Raw genomic sequence first — 17327 nt, forward strand, 5'->3', positions numbered from 1 at the left:
GTTAAGTGTAAACCACTGGCGAAAACATGAACGGAAAGTCAACGAGTTGGCGATTACGGCACGTCATAACCCAGTGCCGCCTTGCGGATTCGGAACCACTGTTGACGCGACAATGACAGCGTTTCCGCTTCTAGTGCGGCGCGTACGCGTTCGATTTTACCCGAGCCAATAATCGGCAGCGGCTGCGACGGCAAACGTAAAATCCAGGCATAGACCACCTGTTCAATAGAACTAGCGTTGAGTTCTTGCGCGATAACGGAAAGTTCCTGGCGCAACGGCTGATAAGCCTCATCATTAAACAGACGACCGCCGCCAAGACATGACCAGGCCATCGGACGAATACGCAGTTGCTGTAATTGATCTAATGTGCCGTCCAGCAACAAAGGCTGGTGAACCGGCGAGATCTCCACCTGGTTGGTCGCCAGGGTGAACGGCAGGCGCGATTGCAGCAACGTAAATTGCGCTGGCGTAAAATTAGAAACGCCAAAATGGCGCACTTTGCCGCTTTGATGTAGATGTTGAAACGCCTCGGCGACGTCATCCGCATCCATTAACGGATCGGGACGGTGAATTAACAACATATCCAGATAATCTGTCGCCAGATCTTTTAATGACTGTTCGGCGCTCAGAATAATATGGCGGCGATCGGTAATATAATGACCGAGCCTATTTTCCGCTCTGGCGGTGGTCGCAATACCACATTTGGTAACGATTTGCAGTTTTTCCCGCAAATGCGGCGCCAGCGTTAGCGCCTCGCCAAACGCCGCTTCGCACTGATAACCGCCATAAATGTCCGCATGGTCAACGGTAGTGACGCCCAAATCCAGATGTTCTTCGATAAAACTCACTAACTGACGCGCGGACATATTCCAGTCCATCAAACGCCAGTAACCCATGACAAAACGCGAAAATTCCGGGCCTTGTGGAGCGATGGTGACACGCTGAACCATAACAGATTCCTCATAGAGAATAATGAGGTTGAGTATACGCAATTCCGCGTTTAAAAGAGTGAAGGTTGTTGAGGATCTTCCGATGGGAGAGGCTTATTTGCGCGTATTTTACGCAAGAAACGCTGGCGACAAAGCCGCAGTACATTTTGTTTCTCGGCATCGCTCATTTTTTGCCAGTTAAACCGTTCGTCGCGGCTGCGCATACATCCCCGACAAAAGCCACGCTCATCAGACTGGCAGATACCGCGACATGGGCTTGCTACAGGAAAAAACTCCAACTGCTCGGCCACATCCCCTCCTCAACGTTTGGCGCTTATGACTATTGAAGACGCTAACTGACATTATGGCAACTCTGCTTGCAGTAGACCGACTGGTCTACTATACTGCCTGTCATGAATAAGCAAACCGAACATGATACCCGCGAACATCTGCTGGCCACCGGCGAGCAGCTTTGTATGCAACGGGGTTTTACCGGCATGGGGCTTAGCGAGTTGCTCAAAACCGCCCAGGTACCTAAAGGGTCGTTTTATCACTACTTTCGCTCGAAAGAAGCCTTCGGCGTCGCCATGCTTGAGCGACATTACGCCTGCTATCATCAGCGTCTTACGGCGCACTTCACCTCCGGTCCCGGTAATCATCGCGATCGTCTTCTCGCCTGGTATCAGGAAACGTTAAAGCAGTTTTGCCAGCAAGGCGCCATCAGCGGTTGCCTGACGGTGAAACTGTCAGCGGAAGTCTGCGATCTGTCGGAGGATATGCGCTCTACGATGGATAAAGGGGCGCAGGAGATCATGGCACTGCTTGCACGCGCGCTGGAAGATGGCCGTAATAGCCACTGTTTACATTTCACCGGCCAGCCGTTGCCACAGGCGCAGGTACTTTATGCCCTGTGGCTGGGCGCCAATTTGCAGGCCAAAATATCCCGTAGCGCCGCGCCGCTGGAAAATGCGTTGGCGCATGTTAAGACCATCATTGCAACGCCTGAGCAGTAACGGGCGTTTTTATTTCCTTTATTACAAGACGACCGGTCTACTTATATCAGGAGCCACTATGTCATCAGCAAAACTGTTTACCCCCCTCAAGGTGGGTGCCATCACGGCGACAAATCGCGTATTTATGGCGCCTTTGACGCGTTTGCGGAGTATTGAACCGGGCGACATTCCTACGCCGTTAATGGCGGAATATTACCGTCAACGCGCCAGCGCCGGATTGATCATCAGCGAAGCCACACAAATCTCCGCGCAGGCGAAAGGCTATGCCGGCGCACCGGGATTACACAGCGATGAGCAGATCGCCGCCTGGAAAAAAATCACTCAGGGAGTCCATGCCCAGGGCGGCCATATGGCGGTGCAACTGTGGCATACGGGCCGTATTTCACACGCCAGCCTGCAACCAGGCGGACAAGCGCCCGTCGCGCCATCCGCTATCAATGCGGGAACCCGCACCTCTTTGCGTGACGAAAACGGCCAGGCCATCCGCGTAGAAACTTCCACGCCGCGCGCGCTGGATACTCATGAGATCCCCGGGATCGTCAACGATTTCCGCCAGGCTATCGCCAATGCCCGAGAGGCAGGCTTCGATCTGGTGGAGCTGCACTCCGCGCACGGTTATCTGCTGCACCAGTTCCTCTCACCGTCTTCTAATCACCGTACCGATCGGTACGGCGGCAGCGTAGAGAATCGCGCCCGTCTGGTGCTGGAGGTGGTTGATGCCGGCATTAAGGAATGGGGCGCGGACCGTATCGGCATCCGCCTTTCTCCTGTCGGCACTTTCCAGAATGTCGATAACGGCCCGAATGAAGAAGCTGACGCCCTTTATCTGATTGAAGCGTTAGGCAAACGCGGCATCGCTTATCTGCATATGTCTGAACCAGACTGGGCGGGCGGCGAACCGTACAGCGACGCGTTCCGTGAAAAAGTGCGCGCGCGTTTCCACGGTCCCATCATCGGCGCTGGCGCCTATACGCCAGAAAAAGCGGAAGATCTGATCGAAAAAGGGCTGATTGACGCCGTGGCGTTTGGTCGCGATTACATCGCTAACCCGGATCTGGTGGCGCGTCTGCAACGTAAAGCGGAACTTAATCCACAGCGTCCCGAAAGTTTTTATGGCGGCGGCGCGGAAGGCTACACTGACTACCCTACTCTGTAATTTCATTGATAGCGGCCTCACATCGCCGCTATACTTTGAATATCTTGACTATTTTAAGGACAACGAAAATGCGTTTATTGCATACTATGCTGCGCGTCGGCGATTTGCAGCGTTCCATCGCTTTTTACACTAACGTTCTGGGCATGAAATTGCTGCGTACCAGTGAGAATCCGGAATACAAATACTCGCTGGCCTTTGTGGGATATGGTCCGGAAACGGAAGAAGCGGTCATCGAACTAACCTATAACTGGGGCGTTGAGAGCTACGACATGGGCAATGCGTATGGGCACATCGCGCTGAGCGTTGACAATGCTGCTGAAGCCTGTGAACGCATTCGTCAGAACGGCGGCAACGTGACCCGTGAAGCGGGGCCGGTAAAAGGCGGTTCGACCATCATCGCCTTCGTTGAAGATCCGGATGGCTATAAAATCGAATTGATTGAAGCTAAAGACGCAGGCCGCGGTCTGGGTAACTGATCCCCCGCCGGGCGCAGGTCACTGCGCCCGTTGTTTTACTGCATCCCGGCGTAAAATTTGCCATAATACGCGCTGCATTTTTTCGTATTAAGAGACTCAGATGTCCGATAACGCTCAACTTTCCGGTCTGTGCGACCGTTTTCGTGGTTTTTATCCTGTCGTCATCGACGTTGAAACTGCAGGATTTAACGCTAAAACCGATGCGCTGCTCGAAATCGCCGCCATCACGCTGAAAATGGATGAACAAGGCTGGTTGATGCCGGACATGACGCTGCATTTCCATGTAGAGCCGTTCGCTGGAGCCAACTTACAGCCGGAAGCGCTTGCGTTTAACGGTATCGATCCCTCTAACCCGCTACGCGGCGCGGTGAGTGAATATGAGGCGCTACACGCTATTTTCAAAATGGTACGTAAAGGTATCAAAGACAGCGGTTGTAGCCGCGCCATTATGGTCGCGCATAACGCCACTTTTGATCACAGTTTTATGATGGCCGCCGCAGAGCGCGCCTCGCTGAAACGTAACCCGTTTCATCCGTTCGTCACCTTTGATACTGCGGCATTGAGCGGACTGGCGCTGGGACAAACGGTGTTATCAAAAGCGTGCCTGGCGGCAGGTATGGAGTTTGACGGTGAAAAAGCCCATTCCGCTTTGTATGATACCGAGCGGACAGCGGTGCTGTTTTGTGAAATCGTCAATCGCTGGAAGCGCCTGGGCGGCTGGCCGTTACCTTTGCCGACGGACAAATAACGAGGCTAACAACGCCGCTCTTGCTCACGATGGCGGTAAAAAAGCGACCTTTACAGGTCGCTTTCCCCTTTCACAGATTACTCTGCGTCCGGCTCCTGAGTTTTATATTTTGCCGCAGTTTCTTTAATAAGCTGCTGCAGCTCGCCACGCTGATACATTTCAATCACAATATCACACCCGCCGACCAGCTCGCCGTCCACCCACAGTTGTGGGAATGTCGGCCAGTTGGCGTATTTCGGTAATTCAGCGCGAATATCCGGGTTTTGCAGGATATCAACATAGGCAAAACGTTCCCCGCAGGCTGAAAGCGCCTGAACGGCTTGCGCAGAGAAACCACAGCTTGGCAGTTTCGGTGAACCTTTCATATACAGGAGAATCGGGTTTTCAGCGATCTGGCGCTGAATTTTTTCGATAGTGGTGCTCATTGTCTCGCTTCCTTAAACTACTTTTACGACCGAAGCCTGTCATTGTAACGGGTCAGGCTGGCAACGGAAAATAACATTTTCATCATGCCTTATTATTTTACCGTCTGCGGGAATAAGTTGTATACAAAATATCTTTTAAGCGGGTTGCCGCGCAGTGATTTGTAGATAACGCGTTCGTGTTTAGCATTAATTGCTATTTTTTTACATCTGTTAACGAAACATAGCTTCAGAAACCAAAAGCAATTACCAATCTGTGCTTTTGTAGATTAGAATTATCAGGTTTTGTAAATCATACGCAGGCATGAATCGCCTGCCTTTAACAGAGGATTGCTCAGTGGCGCGGATAAACAAAATCTCGATCACGCTCTGTGCTTTACTTTTTACTACTCTCCCCTTTACGCCAATGGCCCATGCTTCCAGGCAAGCCAAAGCGACGCCTGCTGTTTCTCATGTCACGAAAACGGCAGATAAAAAGAAAAGCACAACTAAAAAGATCAGTAAAACCAGCAAAAAAAACGTAAAAAAAACCTCAAAAACCAGCCGTTCTTCTTCCGCTTCTACGCCAAAACGTACCACCGCCGCCACAAAATCTCGTCATACGACGCATCGTCGTAACAGAACCGCGCCCACGTCAATCGCCGCCCTCGACGTAACGGAAAAATGCACGACGCGTAAAGGCCGTAAGCCGCACTGCGTGAAGGGGAAAGGAACATTGCCGGTCTCTATTGCCGATGCGCATCGTGCAAAAGTACAAAAGGCGACGAAAACCGCGATGTCCAAGCTCATGAATCAGATTGGTAAACCGTATCACTGGGGAGGCGCATCGCCGCGCACCGGTTTTGATTGCAGCGGTCTGGTTTATTATGCCTATAAAGATTTAGTGAAGATCCGTATCCCCCGAACGGCGAATGAGATGTATCACCTGCGTGACGCGGCCCCCATTGAGCGTAGCGAGTTGAAAAACGGCGATCTGGTGTTCTTCCGTACACAGGGGCGCGGCACCGCTGATCACGTTGGCGTCTATGTCGGCAACGGTAAGTTTATCCAGTCTCCGCGCAGCGGTCAGGAAATTAAGATCACCTCACTGAACGAAGAGTACTGGCAGCGTCATTATGTCGGCGCCCGCCGGGTGATGACGCCTAAAACAATTCGCTAATATTTTATCCTGTCGTTTAACGACAGGATAACTTCTTCTTTTGCGCCACCTCTCAATTTGCTACCCTATCCTTACGCGCACCAGGGTTATTGTGCGTGCGCAATATTAATAATAAGGAGAGAAGCAATGTCGTTCGAATTACCTGCATTACCGTATGCCAAAGATGCTCTGGCGCCGCATATTTCTGCTGAGACGCTGGAATATCACTATGGCAAACATCATCAGACTTACGTGACCAATCTTAACAATTTGATCAAAGGCACGGCGTTTGAAGGCAAATCGCTGGAAGAGATCGTGCGCACTTCCGAAGGCGGCATCTTTAATAACGCCGCTCAGGTGTGGAACCACACCTTCTACTGGAACTGCCTGGCGCCAAACGCTGGCGGCGAACCGACCGGGAAACTGGCTGATGCTATCGCGGCATCTTTTGGCAGCTTCGCGGAATTTAAAGCGCAGTTCACCGATGCCGCTATCAAAAACTTTGGTTCCGGATGGACATGGCTGGTAAAAAGCGCTGATGGCAAACTGGCTATCGTTTCTACCTCAAATGCCGGTACGCCGCTGACTACGGATGCAACGCCGTTGCTGACGGTTGATGTGTGGGAACACGCGTATTACATCGACTACCGCAACGCCCGTCCAAACTATCTGGAGCATTTCTGGGCGCTGGTTAACTGGGAATTTGTTGCGAAAAATCTCGCCGCATAAGTCTGAGTACGCAGAAGGTACGCCTTCTGCGTTTTAGAGAGGGATAGAATAGAGGAGACGCCCACTCTCAGAAGAGAGGAAATCAGTGCAGAGCGGCCGTTAATCCACCTGCGACAATCACGCCCAGAACAATCAGCGTAGTAATCAACGAAAATTTCAGGTCGGTACTCATCAAGTTTTCTCCTTTTTATTCCCACACAAAAAGTGATATAGCGCATTTTTGCACATTCCCGCACAAAAATCTCTCATGTTTTATATTGATAACTGTTTTTAACGCTTCCCCTTTTCCTCAAGATCAGACAAAATTCCAGGCTTACTGAATTAGCGTAACGGCCATTGACCCCTTCCTGACGTTCCGTGTCGTTTTTCCGGCGTGCCGCAACCCTGATGTTGCGATTAGGGTGTGTGTAGGCAAACGTTTACCTGGCGTTTCTCAGGAGCTTAGCGAGGGTCTGGAGTGAAATGTAATGGCAACAATTAAAGATGTAGCGAAACGGGCAAACGTTTCCACTACAACTGTATCACACGTAATCAACAAAACGCGTTTTGTCGCTGAAGAAACGCGTAACGCGGTCTGGGCGGCAATTAAAGAGCTGCACTACTCTCCCAGCGCCGTCGCGCGTAGCCTGAAGGTTAACCATACCAAGTCGATAGGCTTACTGGCGACCAGCAGCGAAGCGGCCTATTTTGCCGAAATTATCGAGGCAGTTGAAAAAAACTGTTTCCAGAAAGGCTATACGCTGATTTTAGGCAACGCCTGGAATAACCTGGAAAAACAGCGCGCCTACCTGTCCATGATGGCGCAAAAGCGCGTGGATGGCCTGCTGGTGATGTGTTCTGAGTATCCAGAACCTCTGCTTTCCATGCTGGAAGAGTATCGCCATATTCCGATGGTGGTGATGGACTGGGGTGAGGCGAAGGCCGATTTTACCGACACGGTGATTGATAACGCCTTTGCAGGCGGCTATATGGCGGGTCGTTATCTGGTTGAGCGCGGCCACCGGGATATCGGCGTTATTCCCGGCCCGCTGGAGCGCAACACAGGCGCGGGGCGGCTGGCAGGCTTTATGAAAGCCATGGAGGAGGCGCTGATCAACGTGCCGGACAACTGGATTGTTCAGGGCGACTTCGAGCCGGAATCCGGTTACCACGCGATGCAGCAAATCTTATCGCAGTCACATCGCCCTACCGCCGTTTTCTGCGGCGGCGATATTATGGCGATGGGCGCGCTTTGCGCAGCTGACGAAATGGGGCTTCGCGTACCGCAGGACGTTTCGGTGATCGGTTATGACAATGTGCGTAACGCCCGTTTCTTTACCCCGGCGCTGACGACGATTCACCAGCCCAAAGACTCTTTAGGCGAAACCGCATTTAATATGCTATTGGATCGCATCGTCAATAAGCGTGAAGAGTCACAGTCTATTGAAGTTCATCCACGCCTGGTTGAGCGTCGCTCGGTCGCTGACGGCCCGTTCCGCGACTATCGGCGTTAATCCCCGCTGTCGGGAGCCTCTTCTGGCTCCCGCAGCCACTCCCGATTCAACGTTTCGCTATCGCCCAAATAGTCCAGCAGCCATGCCAGCGCGGGCGAGGCCTCGTTTTGCTGCCACGTCACGCAACAGGCCGCATCGGGAAACGGATTCTCTAACGTCAGCGCCACCCATTTTCCGCTGTCTATCCACTGTCGGGCAAAATGCGTCGGCACCATTCCCACGCATAGTCCTGCCGACAGGCAGGTTGCCGATGACTCCCAGTCCGGTACGACGACCCTTTTTTGGTTATCCAGCAACCAGGTAATCCGTTTCGGTAAGGTTCGCGAAGTGTCTTCCCTGACCAGCGACGGCCAGTTGCGCAGGGTATCATCGCTTAACGGCCCAGGCATCGACGCCAGCGGGTGATCGCTTGCCACTACGCAGCTCCAGCTCAGGGTCCCCATATCCCGAAAAGCGTAACGCCCCCCTACCGGAATCGCCTGCGTCGCCCCAATCGCCAGTTCGACACGCCCGTCGGAGAGCGCGTCCCAGACGCCGTTAAACACCTCCTGAAAAACCAGCAGTTCCACATCGTCAAAATGACGATAAAAATCGACGATCATCTGCCGGGTACGTTCTGGTCTGACGATATTGTCCACCGCAATAGCTAACTGCCCGCGCCAGCCATTAGCAATTTGCTGACACTGTTGGCGAGTGATCTGCATTTTTTTGATAACAGAACGCCCTTCTTTTAAAAACCAGACGCCAGCAGGCGTTAGTTCAACATCACGGTGACGTCGTACAAAAAGCGGTACGGCCAGCCACTCCTCTAACTGACGAACGGTGTAACTGACTGCTGAAGGCACACGGTGCAGTTCTTGCGCCGCCGCGCTAAAACTGCCATTGCGCGCCACGGCGTCAACCACTTCAAGCGAGTATTCCGACCACATAATTTGCCTACAAAAATTTTGAATTCACTGGACAAATATTAACGTTTCACAACCGTAATTTCACTCCCTACACTCTGCGACAATGTCTGTCTGATAAGAAAGAGAAACAAATATGCAACCTGGAAAAGGTTTTTTAGTCTGGTTAGCCGGCCTTAGCGTGCTGGGATTTCTGGCTACGGACATGTACCTGCCCGCGTTTGCCGCCATACAGGCGGATTTACAAACGCCTGCCGCCGCTGTCAGCGCCAGCCTAAGCCTGTTTTTAGCTGGCTTTGCCGTCGCGCAACTACTTTGGGGACCGCTATCGGATCGTTATGGCCGTAAACCGATTTTACTGCTGGGGTTATCTATCTTTGCACTCGGAAGTCTGGGGATGCTGTGGGTAGAAAGCGCGGCAGCACTGCTGACGCTGCGCTTTGTGCAGGCCGTCGGCGTTTGTGCGGCAACGGTAATCTGGCAAGCGCTGGTGACCGATTATTATCCTTCGCAAAAAATTAACCGTATCTTCGCCACGATCATGCCACTGGTGGGATTATCCCCGGCGCTTGCGCCCTTACTGGGAAGCTGGATACTGACGCATTTCTCATGGCAGGTGATTTTCGCCACCCTGTTCGTGATTACGTTGTTGCTGATGTTGCCGGCGCTGCGCTTAAAACCATCGGTAAAAGCGCGTACCGAAGGACAGGATAAACTCACTTTCGCGACGTTGTTACGCTCTAAAACCTATCGCGGTAATGTGCTGATTTATGCCGCCTGTTCCGCCAGCTTTTTTGCGTGGCTAACAGGGTCCCCGTTTATTCTCAGCGCGATGGGTTACAGCCCGGCAGTGATTGGCCTGAGCTATGTTCCTCAAACCATCGCTTTTCTGATTGGCGGATATGGTTGCCGCGCGGCGCTACAAAAATGGCAGGGCTACCAATTGCTTCCGTGGCTGTTAGGGCTGTATGCGCTGAGCGTTATCGCCACCTGGGGAGCGGGCCTTCTGAATAATGCCTCACTGGTGGAGATCCTGATTCCTTTCTGCGTAATGGCGATTGCTAATGGCGCAATCTACCCTATCGTCGTCGCGCAAGCGTTACGCCCTTTCCCTCAAGCCACGGGGCGCGCTGCGGCGCTACAAAATACGCTGCAACTGGGGTTATGTTTCCTGGCAAGCCTGGTGGTTTCATGGCTCATCAGCACGCCGCTGCTGACCACCACCAGCGTAATGCTCTCTACCGTTGTTCTGGCGGCGTTAGGTTACAAAATGCAGTCTCATGCAGATTGCGCTGAGACTGGATTTCCCCATGCCAATGTCGCCCACGACAAGTCTCACTAAAGACTTGTTAACCGCTGGTAATTAGCACGCTAACAATTTTCGGTTGAATCATCAAAAATTGCGGCCTATACTGATTCCCGGTTGTTATATTACGATAATTATTAGGCATTAACGGGAACCGGAGTGTTCCCGATTCACCATGGATGGCCTTTTCGGCAAGGGCTCCTCCCTTCCTCTGTTCTACGTCGGATAACTGGCTCACGGAATTGTCCGTGGGATTTCTCACAAAGCCAAAAAAGCGTCTACGCTGTTTTAAGGTTCTGATCACCGTCCAGTGATGGAGAAACTATGAGTTCATCGTGTATAGAAGAAGTCAGCGTACCGGATGATAACTGGTACCGAATCGCCAACGAATTGTTAAGTCGTGCGGATATTACAATTAATGGTTCCGCCCCGTCTGACATTCGTGTTAAGAATCCCGATTTTTTTAAACGCGTCCTCCAGGAAGGATCGTTGGGGTTAGGTGAGAGTTACATGGATGGCTGGTGGGAATGCGAGCGTCTGGATATTTTCTTCAGCAAAGTCTTACGTGCCGGTCTTGAAAATCAACTCCCCCACCATGTCAAAGATACGCTCCGTATCCTCGGCGCGCGTCTGATTAATCTACAAAGTAAAAAACGCGCCTGGATTGTCGGCAAGGAACATTACGATCTTGGTAATGACCTTTTTTCCCGTATGCTCGATCCCTATATGCAATATTCTTGCGCCTACTGGAAAGATGCCGATACGCTGGAAGCGGCACAGCAAGCCAAGCTGAAATTAATTTGCGAAAAGCTACAGCTACAACCGGGGATGCGTGTGCTGGATATCGGCTGCGGCTGGGGCGGCCTGTCGCAATATATGGCGACCCATTATGGCGTTAGCGTGGTGGGCGTAACGATCTCCGCTGAACAACAAAAAATGGCGCAGACGCGTTGCGAAGGTCTGGATGTCTCCATTCTCCTGGAAGATTATCGCGACCTTAACGATCAGTTTGACCGAATCGTCTCCGTCGGCATGTTCGAACATGTCGGGCCAAAAAACTACAACACCTATTTTGAAGTTGTTGACAGGAATTTAAAACCGGATGGTCTTTTCCTGCTCCATACTATTGGTTCTAAAAAAACCGATCATAATGTCGATCCGTGGATCAATAAGTATATTTTCCCCAACGGTTGCTTGCCGTCTGTTCGTCAAATCGCCGAGGCCAGCGAATCACACTTTGTAATGGAAGACTGGCATAACTTTGGCGCCGACTATGACACGACTCTGATGGCGTGGCATGAGCGCTTTATCAATGCCTGGCCAGAGATTGCGGGCAATTATAACGAGCGCTTTAAACGTATGTTCAGCTATTATCTCAACGCCTGCGCGGGTGCGTTTCGCGCGCGTGATATCCAGCTTTGGCAGGTGGTATTTACGCGCGGCGTTGAAAACGGTCTGCGCGTTCCTCGCTAATCATCTCCCCCGCATTTCATGCGGGGGAATCTTATTTTCCGTTAGCCAATGTCGGCCTGATTTCTGACCACATTTTCTCGTGTAGCCAGTACGCGTTCTACGGTATCGACAACCGCCTGCGTTTGCGGATCGATCTCGATATTCACACGCTCACCCAGTTTTTTTCTGCCAAGCGTAGTACGTTCCAGCGTTTCCGGAATGAGATGCACGCAGAAGCGCGTTGGCGTTACCTCGCCGACGGTCAAACTGATGCCGTCGACGCCGATAAAGCCCTTGTACAGGATATACTTCATCAGGGACGCATCCTGCACTTTAAACCACACCTGATGGTTATTTTCAGAGGTCAGGATTTTCGCGATCTCCGCCGTCGTAATAATATGCCCCGACATCAGATGTCCACCGATTTCATCGCTGAATTTGGCGGCGCGCTCTACGTTGACCTCATCACCTACCCTCAACGCGCCCAGATTGGTGATGCGCAACGTTTCTTTCATCAGATCAAAGCTTATCTGATTGCCGTTTATTTCAGTTACCGTCAAACAGCATCCGTTATGCGCTACCGACGCCCCCGTCTCCAGCCCCTCCAGCATGTAGTCCGGTAACGTCACCACATGGGTGCGAAAGTTGGGTTTTTCATCAATCGATACCAGTTTCGCGGTACCCTGTACGATCCCCGTAAACATATCTTCAACTCCTGAAATAAATAAACGCAGAACTGTTCAGCACAATAGCAGGTGGAAAAACAGCTTGCCAGCAATGCGCCGTTAACAACTGTTTTTTCACTGGAGAAATAGTAATACCCCGCTACAATAGACTGAAATTTCCCCTGCTATTTCTTTTGGCTGCCACTACGGCGGCTTTTTAGTCTTTCATATAACAACAAAATAAAAGGTGAATACGTGCAGAAGTATACCAGTGAAGCGCGTCAGTTATTAGCGTTAGCGATACCGGTGATCCTTGCGCAAGTGGCACAGACCGCAATGGGATTCGTCGATACCGTCATGGCGGGAGGCTATAGCGCTACGGACATGGCTGCCGTCGCTATCGGCACCTCTATCTGGCTTCCCGCCATTTTGTTTGGTCACGGCTTACTGCTGGCCTTGACGCCTGTGATTGCGCAACTCAATGGCTCCGGCCGTCGTGAGCGTATCGCGCATCAGGTTCGACAAGGGTTCTGGCTGGCGGGCTTTGTCTCCGTGCTGGTGATGATCGTCCTGTGGAATGCCGGATACATTATCCGCTCTATGCATAATATTGATCCGGCGCTGGCCGATAAAGCCGTGGGTTATCTTCGCGCGCTGCTGTGGGGCGCGCCAGGATACCTTTTCTTTCAGGTAGCGCGAAACCAGTGCGAAGGTCTGGCCAAAACCAAACCGGGTATGGTGATGGGATTTTTGGGCCTGCTGGTGAATATTCCGGTGAACTATATTTTTATCTATGGCCATTTTGGTATGCCGGAACTCGGCGGTATCGGCTGCGGCGTTGCGACTGCGGCGGTCTATTGGGTGATGTTTATCGCCATGCTTTCTTACATTAAACACGCGCGTTCAATGCGTGATATTCGTAATGAAAAAGGCTTTGGCAAACCTGATAGCGTCGTCATGAAGCGCCTGATTCAACTGGGGTTGCCGATTGCGCTGGCGCTGTTCTTTGAAGTGACGTTGTTTGCGGTCGTTGCGCTGCTGGTTTCGCCATTAGGTATTGTGGATGTCGCCGGTCATCAGATTGCGCTTAACTTTAGCTCGCTGATGTTCGTACTGCCGATGTCGCTGGCTGCGGCGGTAACGATTCGAGTGGGTTATCGTCTGGGCCAGGGCTCAACGCTGGATGCGCAAACCGCAGCGCGTACCGGTTTAGGCGTCGGCATTTGTATGGCTGTGGTTACCGCTATTTTTACCGTTACTCTGCGTAAGCATATTGCTTTGCTCTACAATGACAACCCTGAGGTCGTGGCGCTTGCCGCGCAATTAATGCTGCTCGCTGCGGTTTACCAGATTTCCGACTCTATACAGGTTATCGGCAGCGGTATTCTGCGCGGTTATAAAGATACGCGTTCCATCTTTTTTATCACCTTTACCGCCTACTGGGTGTTAGGTTTACCCAGCGGTTATATCCTGGCGTTAACGGATTTGGTGGTGGATCGTATGGGACCGGCAGGCTTCTGGATGGGGTTCATCATCGGCCTGACCTCGGCGGCGGTGTTAATGATGCTACGGATGCGCTATCTACAACGTCAGCCGTCCGCCATCATTTTGCAGCGCGCTGCGCGATAATACGACGATAGCCGTCGCATGGCGGCTATTTTTTCGACATGTTGCATATTTCCACCGCAATCAGGTGATTTCAGGAAGAAAATTGCGATTTCCCTCTTGCCTCATTGCGGTTGTGACGCTAATATTCGTCCCCGTTGTCACCTACAACGTTGCGTTCATAGCTCAGTTGGTTAGAGCACCACCTTGACATGGTGGGGGTCGTTGGTTCGAGTCCAATTGAACGCACCATCATTTTAATGCGTCTGTAGCTCAGTTGGTTAGAGCACCACCTTGACATGGTGGGGGTCGATGGTTCGAGTCCATTCAGACGCACCAATCCATTATCTTGTTTAATTTTATAATACGCTATCTGGTGCTTGTGCCAGGCTAAAAGCGATTATTTTCAGTCTCTCACCTTTATCGTCAAGCACTGCTCTATACGCTATTACCCTCTTAACCTTCGCAGTGGCCTGAAGAAGCATACCAAAAGCATTTATGGTGTTTCGGTAGAATGCGCATAATCTATCTTCATCACCATACGTAACAAGGCTGCAACGGGTTCAAATAACGTTTCAGGAATTTTATCTCCGCGTTCCACTTCAAAAAATAATGAGCGGGCCAGCTCAACATTTTCAACAACGGGGATGCAGTTGCGTTCAGCGATGTTAACAATATAGTTAGCTTGAGCATCACTGCCTTTTTCCAGGACGCGTGGTATTGGCATATCGGTGGGATGATAGCCAAGACAAACCGCAATATGCGTTGGATTACGCACTACCGCAACAGATTGTTTAACAGATTGAGCTAAACTCCCACTTTGTATTTCACTCTGCATTTCCCGACGCCGTGTCTTCATTTGAGGATCGCCCTCCAGATCTTTATGCTCCTGTTTTACGTCATCTTTACTCATTTTTAGATCTTTTCTAATCTTATAATATTGAAAAGAATAGTCCAGTATGCCAACGACGATATAAAAAGCCATCACCCCTACCCATAACCATTTTATTAAAGAAGAAACCACAAGCACGCCACAGGCTAACCCACAGTACGGTAGCGCCCGAAAAGTACTGGCATAATAATAAAAGAAAAAGGCAAAGATAAGAGATAACATGATAACTTTTAGGCTGGATTTACATAATTCTACTACGCTATGTAAAGAGAATATCTGCTTAAAATTACTTACCGGATTTATATGCTCGCTTTTAAAACCAATGGCCTTGCTGGCAATAACCACCCCCACCTGAAGAAACACGCTACCCACAGTAGCAACTATTACCCCAGCGCCCAGAAACAGCAGTGCAGAAGTCAGTGACTCTATTAAAGCATGACTCAATTGCGTTAGTGCATAAGAAAATGGTTTATTTACTAATTGTAATGTGAACGTTATTGACTCAATCAGTATCAAAATCATCTTTTCAGTAAAGAAATGAAAATACAAATAAAGCGCAATCAGCTGAAATAATGATGTTATTTCAATACTTTTGACAACCTGCCCTTCCTTACGGCCATCACGTAATTTCTTTTCTGTAGGCTGTTCTGTTTTCTCGCTCATACAGATGGAAACCAGTCTTTTAGATAAATATAAAACTTATCGCTTTCAACCAAATAGTGATGAAGAGCATAAGGGAATGAGATCAGGAGCGTTAGTAGAACTAATATACTTTTGAGCGGCATTGAGAAGAAAAACACATTCAATTGTTGTGCCGACCGATTTAAAAGACCTAAAGCCAGATCGGCTAATACCATACATATTATGGCAGGAAGAGAGAAGCTGATGCATAATTGATAAAGCGTTCTCCACTCTGCCTGGATATATTTTAAAAATTGCCGATCAAATAATAAAGTACGCCCTGGCGGTAAATATTGGTATGACTCATACAGAATGTTTAATATAAACTCCATGCCGCCGCTTATAAAGAAAATAACACACAAAAACTGGCTGAAAAGCAAGCCAAAAAGTGAGGTTTCAGCTTCCATTGTAGAATTGAATATCGTACCCATTGTCGCGCCACGTAAAGTATCAAGCAGAAACCCCGCCATATCAACGGCCCAAAAGGGAACCGCCGCACAAAACCCAATTAAAAAACCAATAATCACCTCTCCGGTGACTAACCCTAACCAGCTGTAATCTTTACCAATATGCATCATAATCTTCTGCTGGTAAATGATTGGTAATATGGGAAAGGTAAGTGACATAAGCACGCCATTACGTAAAAGCGCGGCCCCTAAACTGCCACTTTTTAATAGAGGAAGTAATAAAGAAAGGCTCAATGGTCGAATAAAAGCCACAGCCAATGCAATAAGCCACTCATTTACCTGTTGTGTCATTCAACCATGCTCTCCAATTCGTAACATTATCTGCCGGGTATAATTCAACAGGATTCCGCTAAGCCATGGGTAGCTGACCATCAAAGTTATTGCAATTGCTAATAATTTAATCATGAACTGTAGCGTTTGGTCCTGAATTTGAGTCAAGGCCTGGACAAGACTTACGATGACACCAACTACCGATGCCACCAACACCACCGGCATAGACGTAAAAAGGACGATCCATAAAAGTTGCGTTATAAATTGCGTCAATTCAGAATCATTCATGAAAAGCTCTGTACCAATTGCGCCAGTGTCAGATCCCAACCGCCTGCCAGTAAAAATATTAGCAGCTTAAACGGTAATGAAATGGTCATTGGCGATACCATCATCATCCCCATAGCCAGCAGTATATTTGAAATAAGCAGGTCAATAGCCAGAAAGGGAAGATAAATAAGTAATCCAATCCGAAATGCCTGCGTTAACTGACTCACCGTAAATGCCGGAATTAATATGAGCAAAGAATCAGGTTTTATCTTTCTTTTTATGTCTTCAGGCCAGGTTCGTTTTATCAAATTCCGAAAATAATTGGCTTCCTTCTCTTCAGAGTTTTTTTGCAAAAACTGTCGATAAGGCGCTAATGCTTTACTGTCCCACTCAGACGTCCAGAAAGGAGCGCCAGCGACCTGAACCGGATGCCAGCGCTCTTTTACAGCTAATAGCGTCGGCCCCATAATGAATAAGGAAAGTACAAGCGCGAAGCCATACAGTGCGATATTTGGAGGAACTTGTTGAATACCCAGAGCATTTCGTAAAATCGAAAATACCACCGCCAGTTTAAGGAAAGAGGTTCCCATGACGATAATGAGAGGCAGTATTGAAAGCAGAAACAATATACCAATCAGTTGCAAAGGCGAATCGGGTAAAGACATACTGTATCTCTCATGACACGACCTGGAACGCTATTATATTGTTCGCAT

Annotated in this window: 20 protein-coding genes and 2 tRNA genes; 12 read left to right on the top strand and 10 right to left on the bottom strand. The window is 49.9% G+C overall.

Annotation, left to right across the window (positions count from 1 at the left end; all coding sequences use genetic code 11):
- Positions 1-53 precede the first annotated feature (53 nt).
- Both AAYN39_RS18245 and AAYN39_RS18250 read right to left on the bottom strand, forming a co-directional pair.
- Positions 54-950, bottom strand: a complete 897-nt coding sequence (locus AAYN39_RS18245; RefSeq protein WP_000250718.1) for an aldo/keto reductase family oxidoreductase — start codon at positions 948-950, stop codon at positions 54-56.
- A 50-nt stretch (positions 951-1000) separates the two neighbouring features.
- Positions 1001-1240, bottom strand: a complete 240-nt coding sequence (locus AAYN39_RS18250; protein WP_001538148.1) for a DUF1289 domain-containing protein — start codon at positions 1238-1240, stop codon at positions 1001-1003.
- A 102-nt stretch (positions 1241-1342) separates the two neighbouring features.
- On the opposite strand from AAYN39_RS18250, the gene AAYN39_RS18255 reads away from it, so the two are divergent.
- The 4 genes from AAYN39_RS18255 to rnt all read left to right on the top strand — a co-directional run bounded on the left by AAYN39_RS18255 (position 1343) and on the right by rnt (position 4322).
- Positions 1343-1942, top strand: a complete 600-nt coding sequence (locus AAYN39_RS18255) for a TetR/AcrR family transcriptional regulator (RefSeq protein ID WP_001041823.1) — start codon at positions 1343-1345, stop codon at positions 1940-1942.
- Between the two features lie 58 nt (positions 1943-2000).
- Complete coding sequence (locus AAYN39_RS18260) at positions 2001-3098, top strand: alkene reductase (RefSeq protein WP_000092935.1); 1098 nt, start codon at positions 2001-2003, stop codon at positions 3096-3098.
- Between the two features lie 68 nt (positions 3099-3166).
- Complete coding sequence (gloA, locus tag AAYN39_RS18265; RefSeq protein ID WP_001237787.1) at positions 3167-3574, top strand: lactoylglutathione lyase; 408 nt, start codon at positions 3167-3169, stop codon at positions 3572-3574.
- 100 nt (positions 3575-3674) lie between these two features.
- On the top strand, positions 3675-4322 hold the full coding sequence (gene rnt / locus AAYN39_RS18270; RefSeq protein WP_001282267.1) for a ribonuclease T: 648 nt from the start codon (positions 3675-3677) through the stop codon (positions 4320-4322).
- 77 nt (positions 4323-4399) lie between these two features.
- Here the strand turns inward: rnt and grxD are convergent, their stop codons facing one another.
- Positions 4400-4747 carry a monothiol glutaredoxin 4 gene (gene grxD / locus AAYN39_RS18275; protein ID WP_000108176.1) on the bottom strand — a complete coding sequence of 116 codons (348 nt, stop codon included), beginning with the start codon at positions 4745-4747 and terminating at the stop codon, positions 4400-4402.
- A 334-nt stretch (positions 4748-5081) separates the two neighbouring features.
- On the opposite strand from grxD, the gene AAYN39_RS18280 reads away from it, so the two are divergent.
- A complete protein-coding gene (locus AAYN39_RS18280) occupies positions 5082-5903 on the top strand; it encodes a C40 family peptidase (RefSeq protein ID WP_001779739.1) in 822 nt (273 codons plus the stop codon).
- 126 nt (positions 5904-6029) lie between these two features.
- On the top strand, positions 6030-6611 hold the full coding sequence (gene sodB / locus AAYN39_RS18285; RefSeq protein ID WP_000007299.1) for a superoxide dismutase [Fe]: 582 nt from the start codon (positions 6030-6032) through the stop codon (positions 6609-6611).
- Between the two features lie 82 nt (positions 6612-6693).
- Here sodB and AAYN39_RS18290 read toward each other — a convergent pair whose 3' ends face one another.
- Entirely contained in the window at positions 6694-6783 is a 90-nt protein-coding gene (locus AAYN39_RS18290) for a YnhF family membrane protein (protein WP_000102277.1), read from the bottom strand.
- A 295-nt stretch (positions 6784-7078) separates the two neighbouring features.
- Between AAYN39_RS18290 and purR the strand changes: the two genes are divergently transcribed.
- Entirely contained in the window at positions 7079-8104 is a 1026-nt protein-coding gene (gene purR / locus AAYN39_RS18295; protein WP_000190992.1) for an HTH-type transcriptional repressor PurR, read from the top strand.
- Here the strand turns inward: purR and punR are convergent.
- The gene (gene punR / locus AAYN39_RS18300) at positions 8101-9033 is read right to left on the bottom strand and encodes a DNA-binding transcriptional activator PunR (RefSeq protein WP_000269523.1); all 933 of its coding nucleotides are present in this window, start codon (positions 9031-9033) and stop codon (positions 8101-8103) included. The two genes, purR and punR, sit on opposite strands and share 4 nt — an antisense overlap.
- Before the next feature lie 112 nt (positions 9034-9145).
- On the opposite strand from punR, the gene punC reads away from it, so the two are divergent.
- Together punC and cfa are read left to right on the top strand one after the other, a co-directional pair.
- Positions 9146-10351, top strand: a complete 1206-nt coding sequence (punC, locus tag AAYN39_RS18305) for a purine nucleoside transporter PunC (RefSeq protein WP_001182326.1) — start codon at positions 9146-9148, stop codon at positions 10349-10351.
- A 288-nt stretch (positions 10352-10639) separates the two neighbouring features.
- Positions 10640-11788, top strand: coding sequence for a cyclopropane fatty acyl phospholipid synthase (gene cfa / locus AAYN39_RS18310; protein ID WP_000098879.1), 1149 nt, complete (start codon positions 10640-10642; stop codon positions 11786-11788).
- Positions 11789-11829: 41 nt separating this feature from the next.
- Here cfa and AAYN39_RS18315 read toward each other — a convergent pair whose 3' ends face one another.
- Positions 11830-12471: a riboflavin synthase gene (locus AAYN39_RS18315; RefSeq protein WP_000493973.1), complete on the bottom strand. Its 642-nt coding sequence runs from the start codon at positions 12469-12471 to the stop codon at positions 11830-11832.
- A gap of 216 nt (positions 12472-12687) precedes the next feature.
- On the opposite strand from AAYN39_RS18315, the gene mdtK reads away from it, so the two are divergent.
- From mdtK to AAYN39_RS18330, 3 genes are all read left to right on the top strand, one after another.
- Complete coding sequence (mdtK, locus tag AAYN39_RS18320) at positions 12688-14061, top strand: multidrug efflux MATE transporter MdtK (protein ID WP_001175077.1); 1374 nt, start codon at positions 12688-12690, stop codon at positions 14059-14061.
- A gap of 151 nt (positions 14062-14212) precedes the next feature.
- A tRNA-Val gene (locus tag AAYN39_RS18325) sits at positions 14213-14289 on the top strand.
- 10 nt (positions 14290-14299) lie between these two features.
- Positions 14300-14376: transfer RNA gene (locus AAYN39_RS18330), tRNA-Val, on the top strand.
- A 157-nt stretch (positions 14377-14533) separates the two neighbouring features.
- Here the strand turns inward: AAYN39_RS18330 and ssaU are convergent.
- The 4 genes from ssaU to ssaR are packed head-to-tail and all read right to left on the bottom strand — an operon-like array spanning position 14534 to position 17279.
- Positions 14534-15592, bottom strand: a complete 1059-nt coding sequence (ssaU, locus tag AAYN39_RS18335; RefSeq protein WP_001291715.1) for an SPI-2 type III secretion system apparatus protein SsaU — start codon at positions 15590-15592, stop codon at positions 14534-14536.
- A complete protein-coding gene (ssaT, locus tag AAYN39_RS18340; protein WP_000194051.1) occupies positions 15589-16368 on the bottom strand; it encodes an SPI-2 type III secretion system apparatus protein SsaT in 780 nt (259 codons plus the stop codon). The genes ssaU and ssaT overlap by 4 nt, the downstream gene beginning before the upstream one ends.
- On the bottom strand, positions 16369-16635 hold the full coding sequence (ssas, locus tag AAYN39_RS18345) for an SPI-2 type III secretion system apparatus protein SsaS (protein WP_000999977.1): 267 nt from the start codon (positions 16633-16635) through the stop codon (positions 16369-16371). It lies immediately after the preceding gene.
- Positions 16632-17279 (bottom strand): SPI-2 type III secretion system export apparatus protein SsaR, encoded by a 648-nt coding sequence (gene ssaR, locus AAYN39_RS18350; RefSeq protein ID WP_000056360.1) that lies wholly within the window; start codon positions 17277-17279, stop codon positions 16632-16634. The genes ssas and ssaR overlap by 4 nt, the downstream gene beginning before the upstream one ends.
- Between the last annotated feature and the right edge of the window lie 48 nt (positions 17280-17327).

The sequence above is a fragment of the Salmonella sp. K21076 genome, assembly GCF_039650795.1.
In the GTDB taxonomy this organism is placed as follows: Bacteria; Pseudomonadota; Gammaproteobacteria; order Enterobacterales; family Enterobacteriaceae; genus Salmonella; species Salmonella enterica.

Excerpts from the sequence above, each read along its gene's own strand:
- AAYN39_RS18245 (WP_000250718.1), bottom strand. The coding sequence starts at position 950 with ATGGTTCAGCGTGTCACCATCGCTCCACAAGGCCCGGAATTTTCGCGT.
- AAYN39_RS18255 (WP_001041823.1), top strand. The coding sequence starts at position 1,343 with ATGAATAAGCAAACCGAACATGATACCCGCGAACATCTGCTGGCCACC.
- AAYN39_RS18260 (WP_000092935.1), top strand. The coding sequence starts at position 2,001 with ATGTCATCAGCAAAACTGTTTACCCCCCTCAAGGTGGGTGCCATCACG.
- gloA (WP_001237787.1), top strand. The coding sequence starts at position 3,167 with ATGCGTTTATTGCATACTATGCTGCGCGTCGGCGATTTGCAGCGTTCC.
- rnt (WP_001282267.1), top strand. The coding sequence starts at position 3,675 with ATGTCCGATAACGCTCAACTTTCCGGTCTGTGCGACCGTTTTCGTGGT.
- grxD (WP_000108176.1), bottom strand. The coding sequence starts at position 4,747 with ATGAGCACCACTATCGAAAAAATTCAGCGCCAGATCGCTGAAAACCCG.
- sodB (WP_000007299.1), top strand. The coding sequence starts at position 6,030 with ATGTCGTTCGAATTACCTGCATTACCGTATGCCAAAGATGCTCTGGCG.
- AAYN39_RS18290 (WP_000102277.1), bottom strand. The coding sequence starts at position 6,783 with ATGAGTACCGACCTGAAATTTTCGTTGATTACTACGCTGATTGTTCTG.
- purR (WP_000190992.1), top strand. The coding sequence starts at position 7,079 with ATGGCAACAATTAAAGATGTAGCGAAACGGGCAAACGTTTCCACTACA.
- punR (WP_000269523.1), bottom strand. The coding sequence starts at position 9,033 with ATGTGGTCGGAATACTCGCTTGAAGTGGTTGACGCCGTGGCGCGCAAT.
- punC (WP_001182326.1), top strand. The coding sequence starts at position 9,146 with ATGCAACCTGGAAAAGGTTTTTTAGTCTGGTTAGCCGGCCTTAGCGTG.
- cfa (WP_000098879.1), top strand. The coding sequence starts at position 10,640 with ATGAGTTCATCGTGTATAGAAGAAGTCAGCGTACCGGATGATAACTGG.
- AAYN39_RS18315 (WP_000493973.1), bottom strand. The coding sequence starts at position 12,471 with ATGTTTACGGGGATCGTACAGGGTACCGCGAAACTGGTATCGATTGAT.
- ssaU (WP_001291715.1), bottom strand. The coding sequence starts at position 15,592 with ATGAGCGAGAAAACAGAACAGCCTACAGAAAAGAAATTACGTGATGGC.
- ssaT (WP_000194051.1), bottom strand. The coding sequence starts at position 16,368 with ATGACACAACAGGTAAATGAGTGGCTTATTGCATTGGCTGTGGCTTTT.
- ssas (WP_000999977.1), bottom strand. The coding sequence starts at position 16,635 with ATGAATGATTCTGAATTGACGCAATTTATAACGCAACTTTTATGGATC.
- ssaR (WP_000056360.1), bottom strand. The coding sequence starts at position 17,279 with ATGTCTTTACCCGATTCGCCTTTGCAACTGATTGGTATATTGTTTCTG.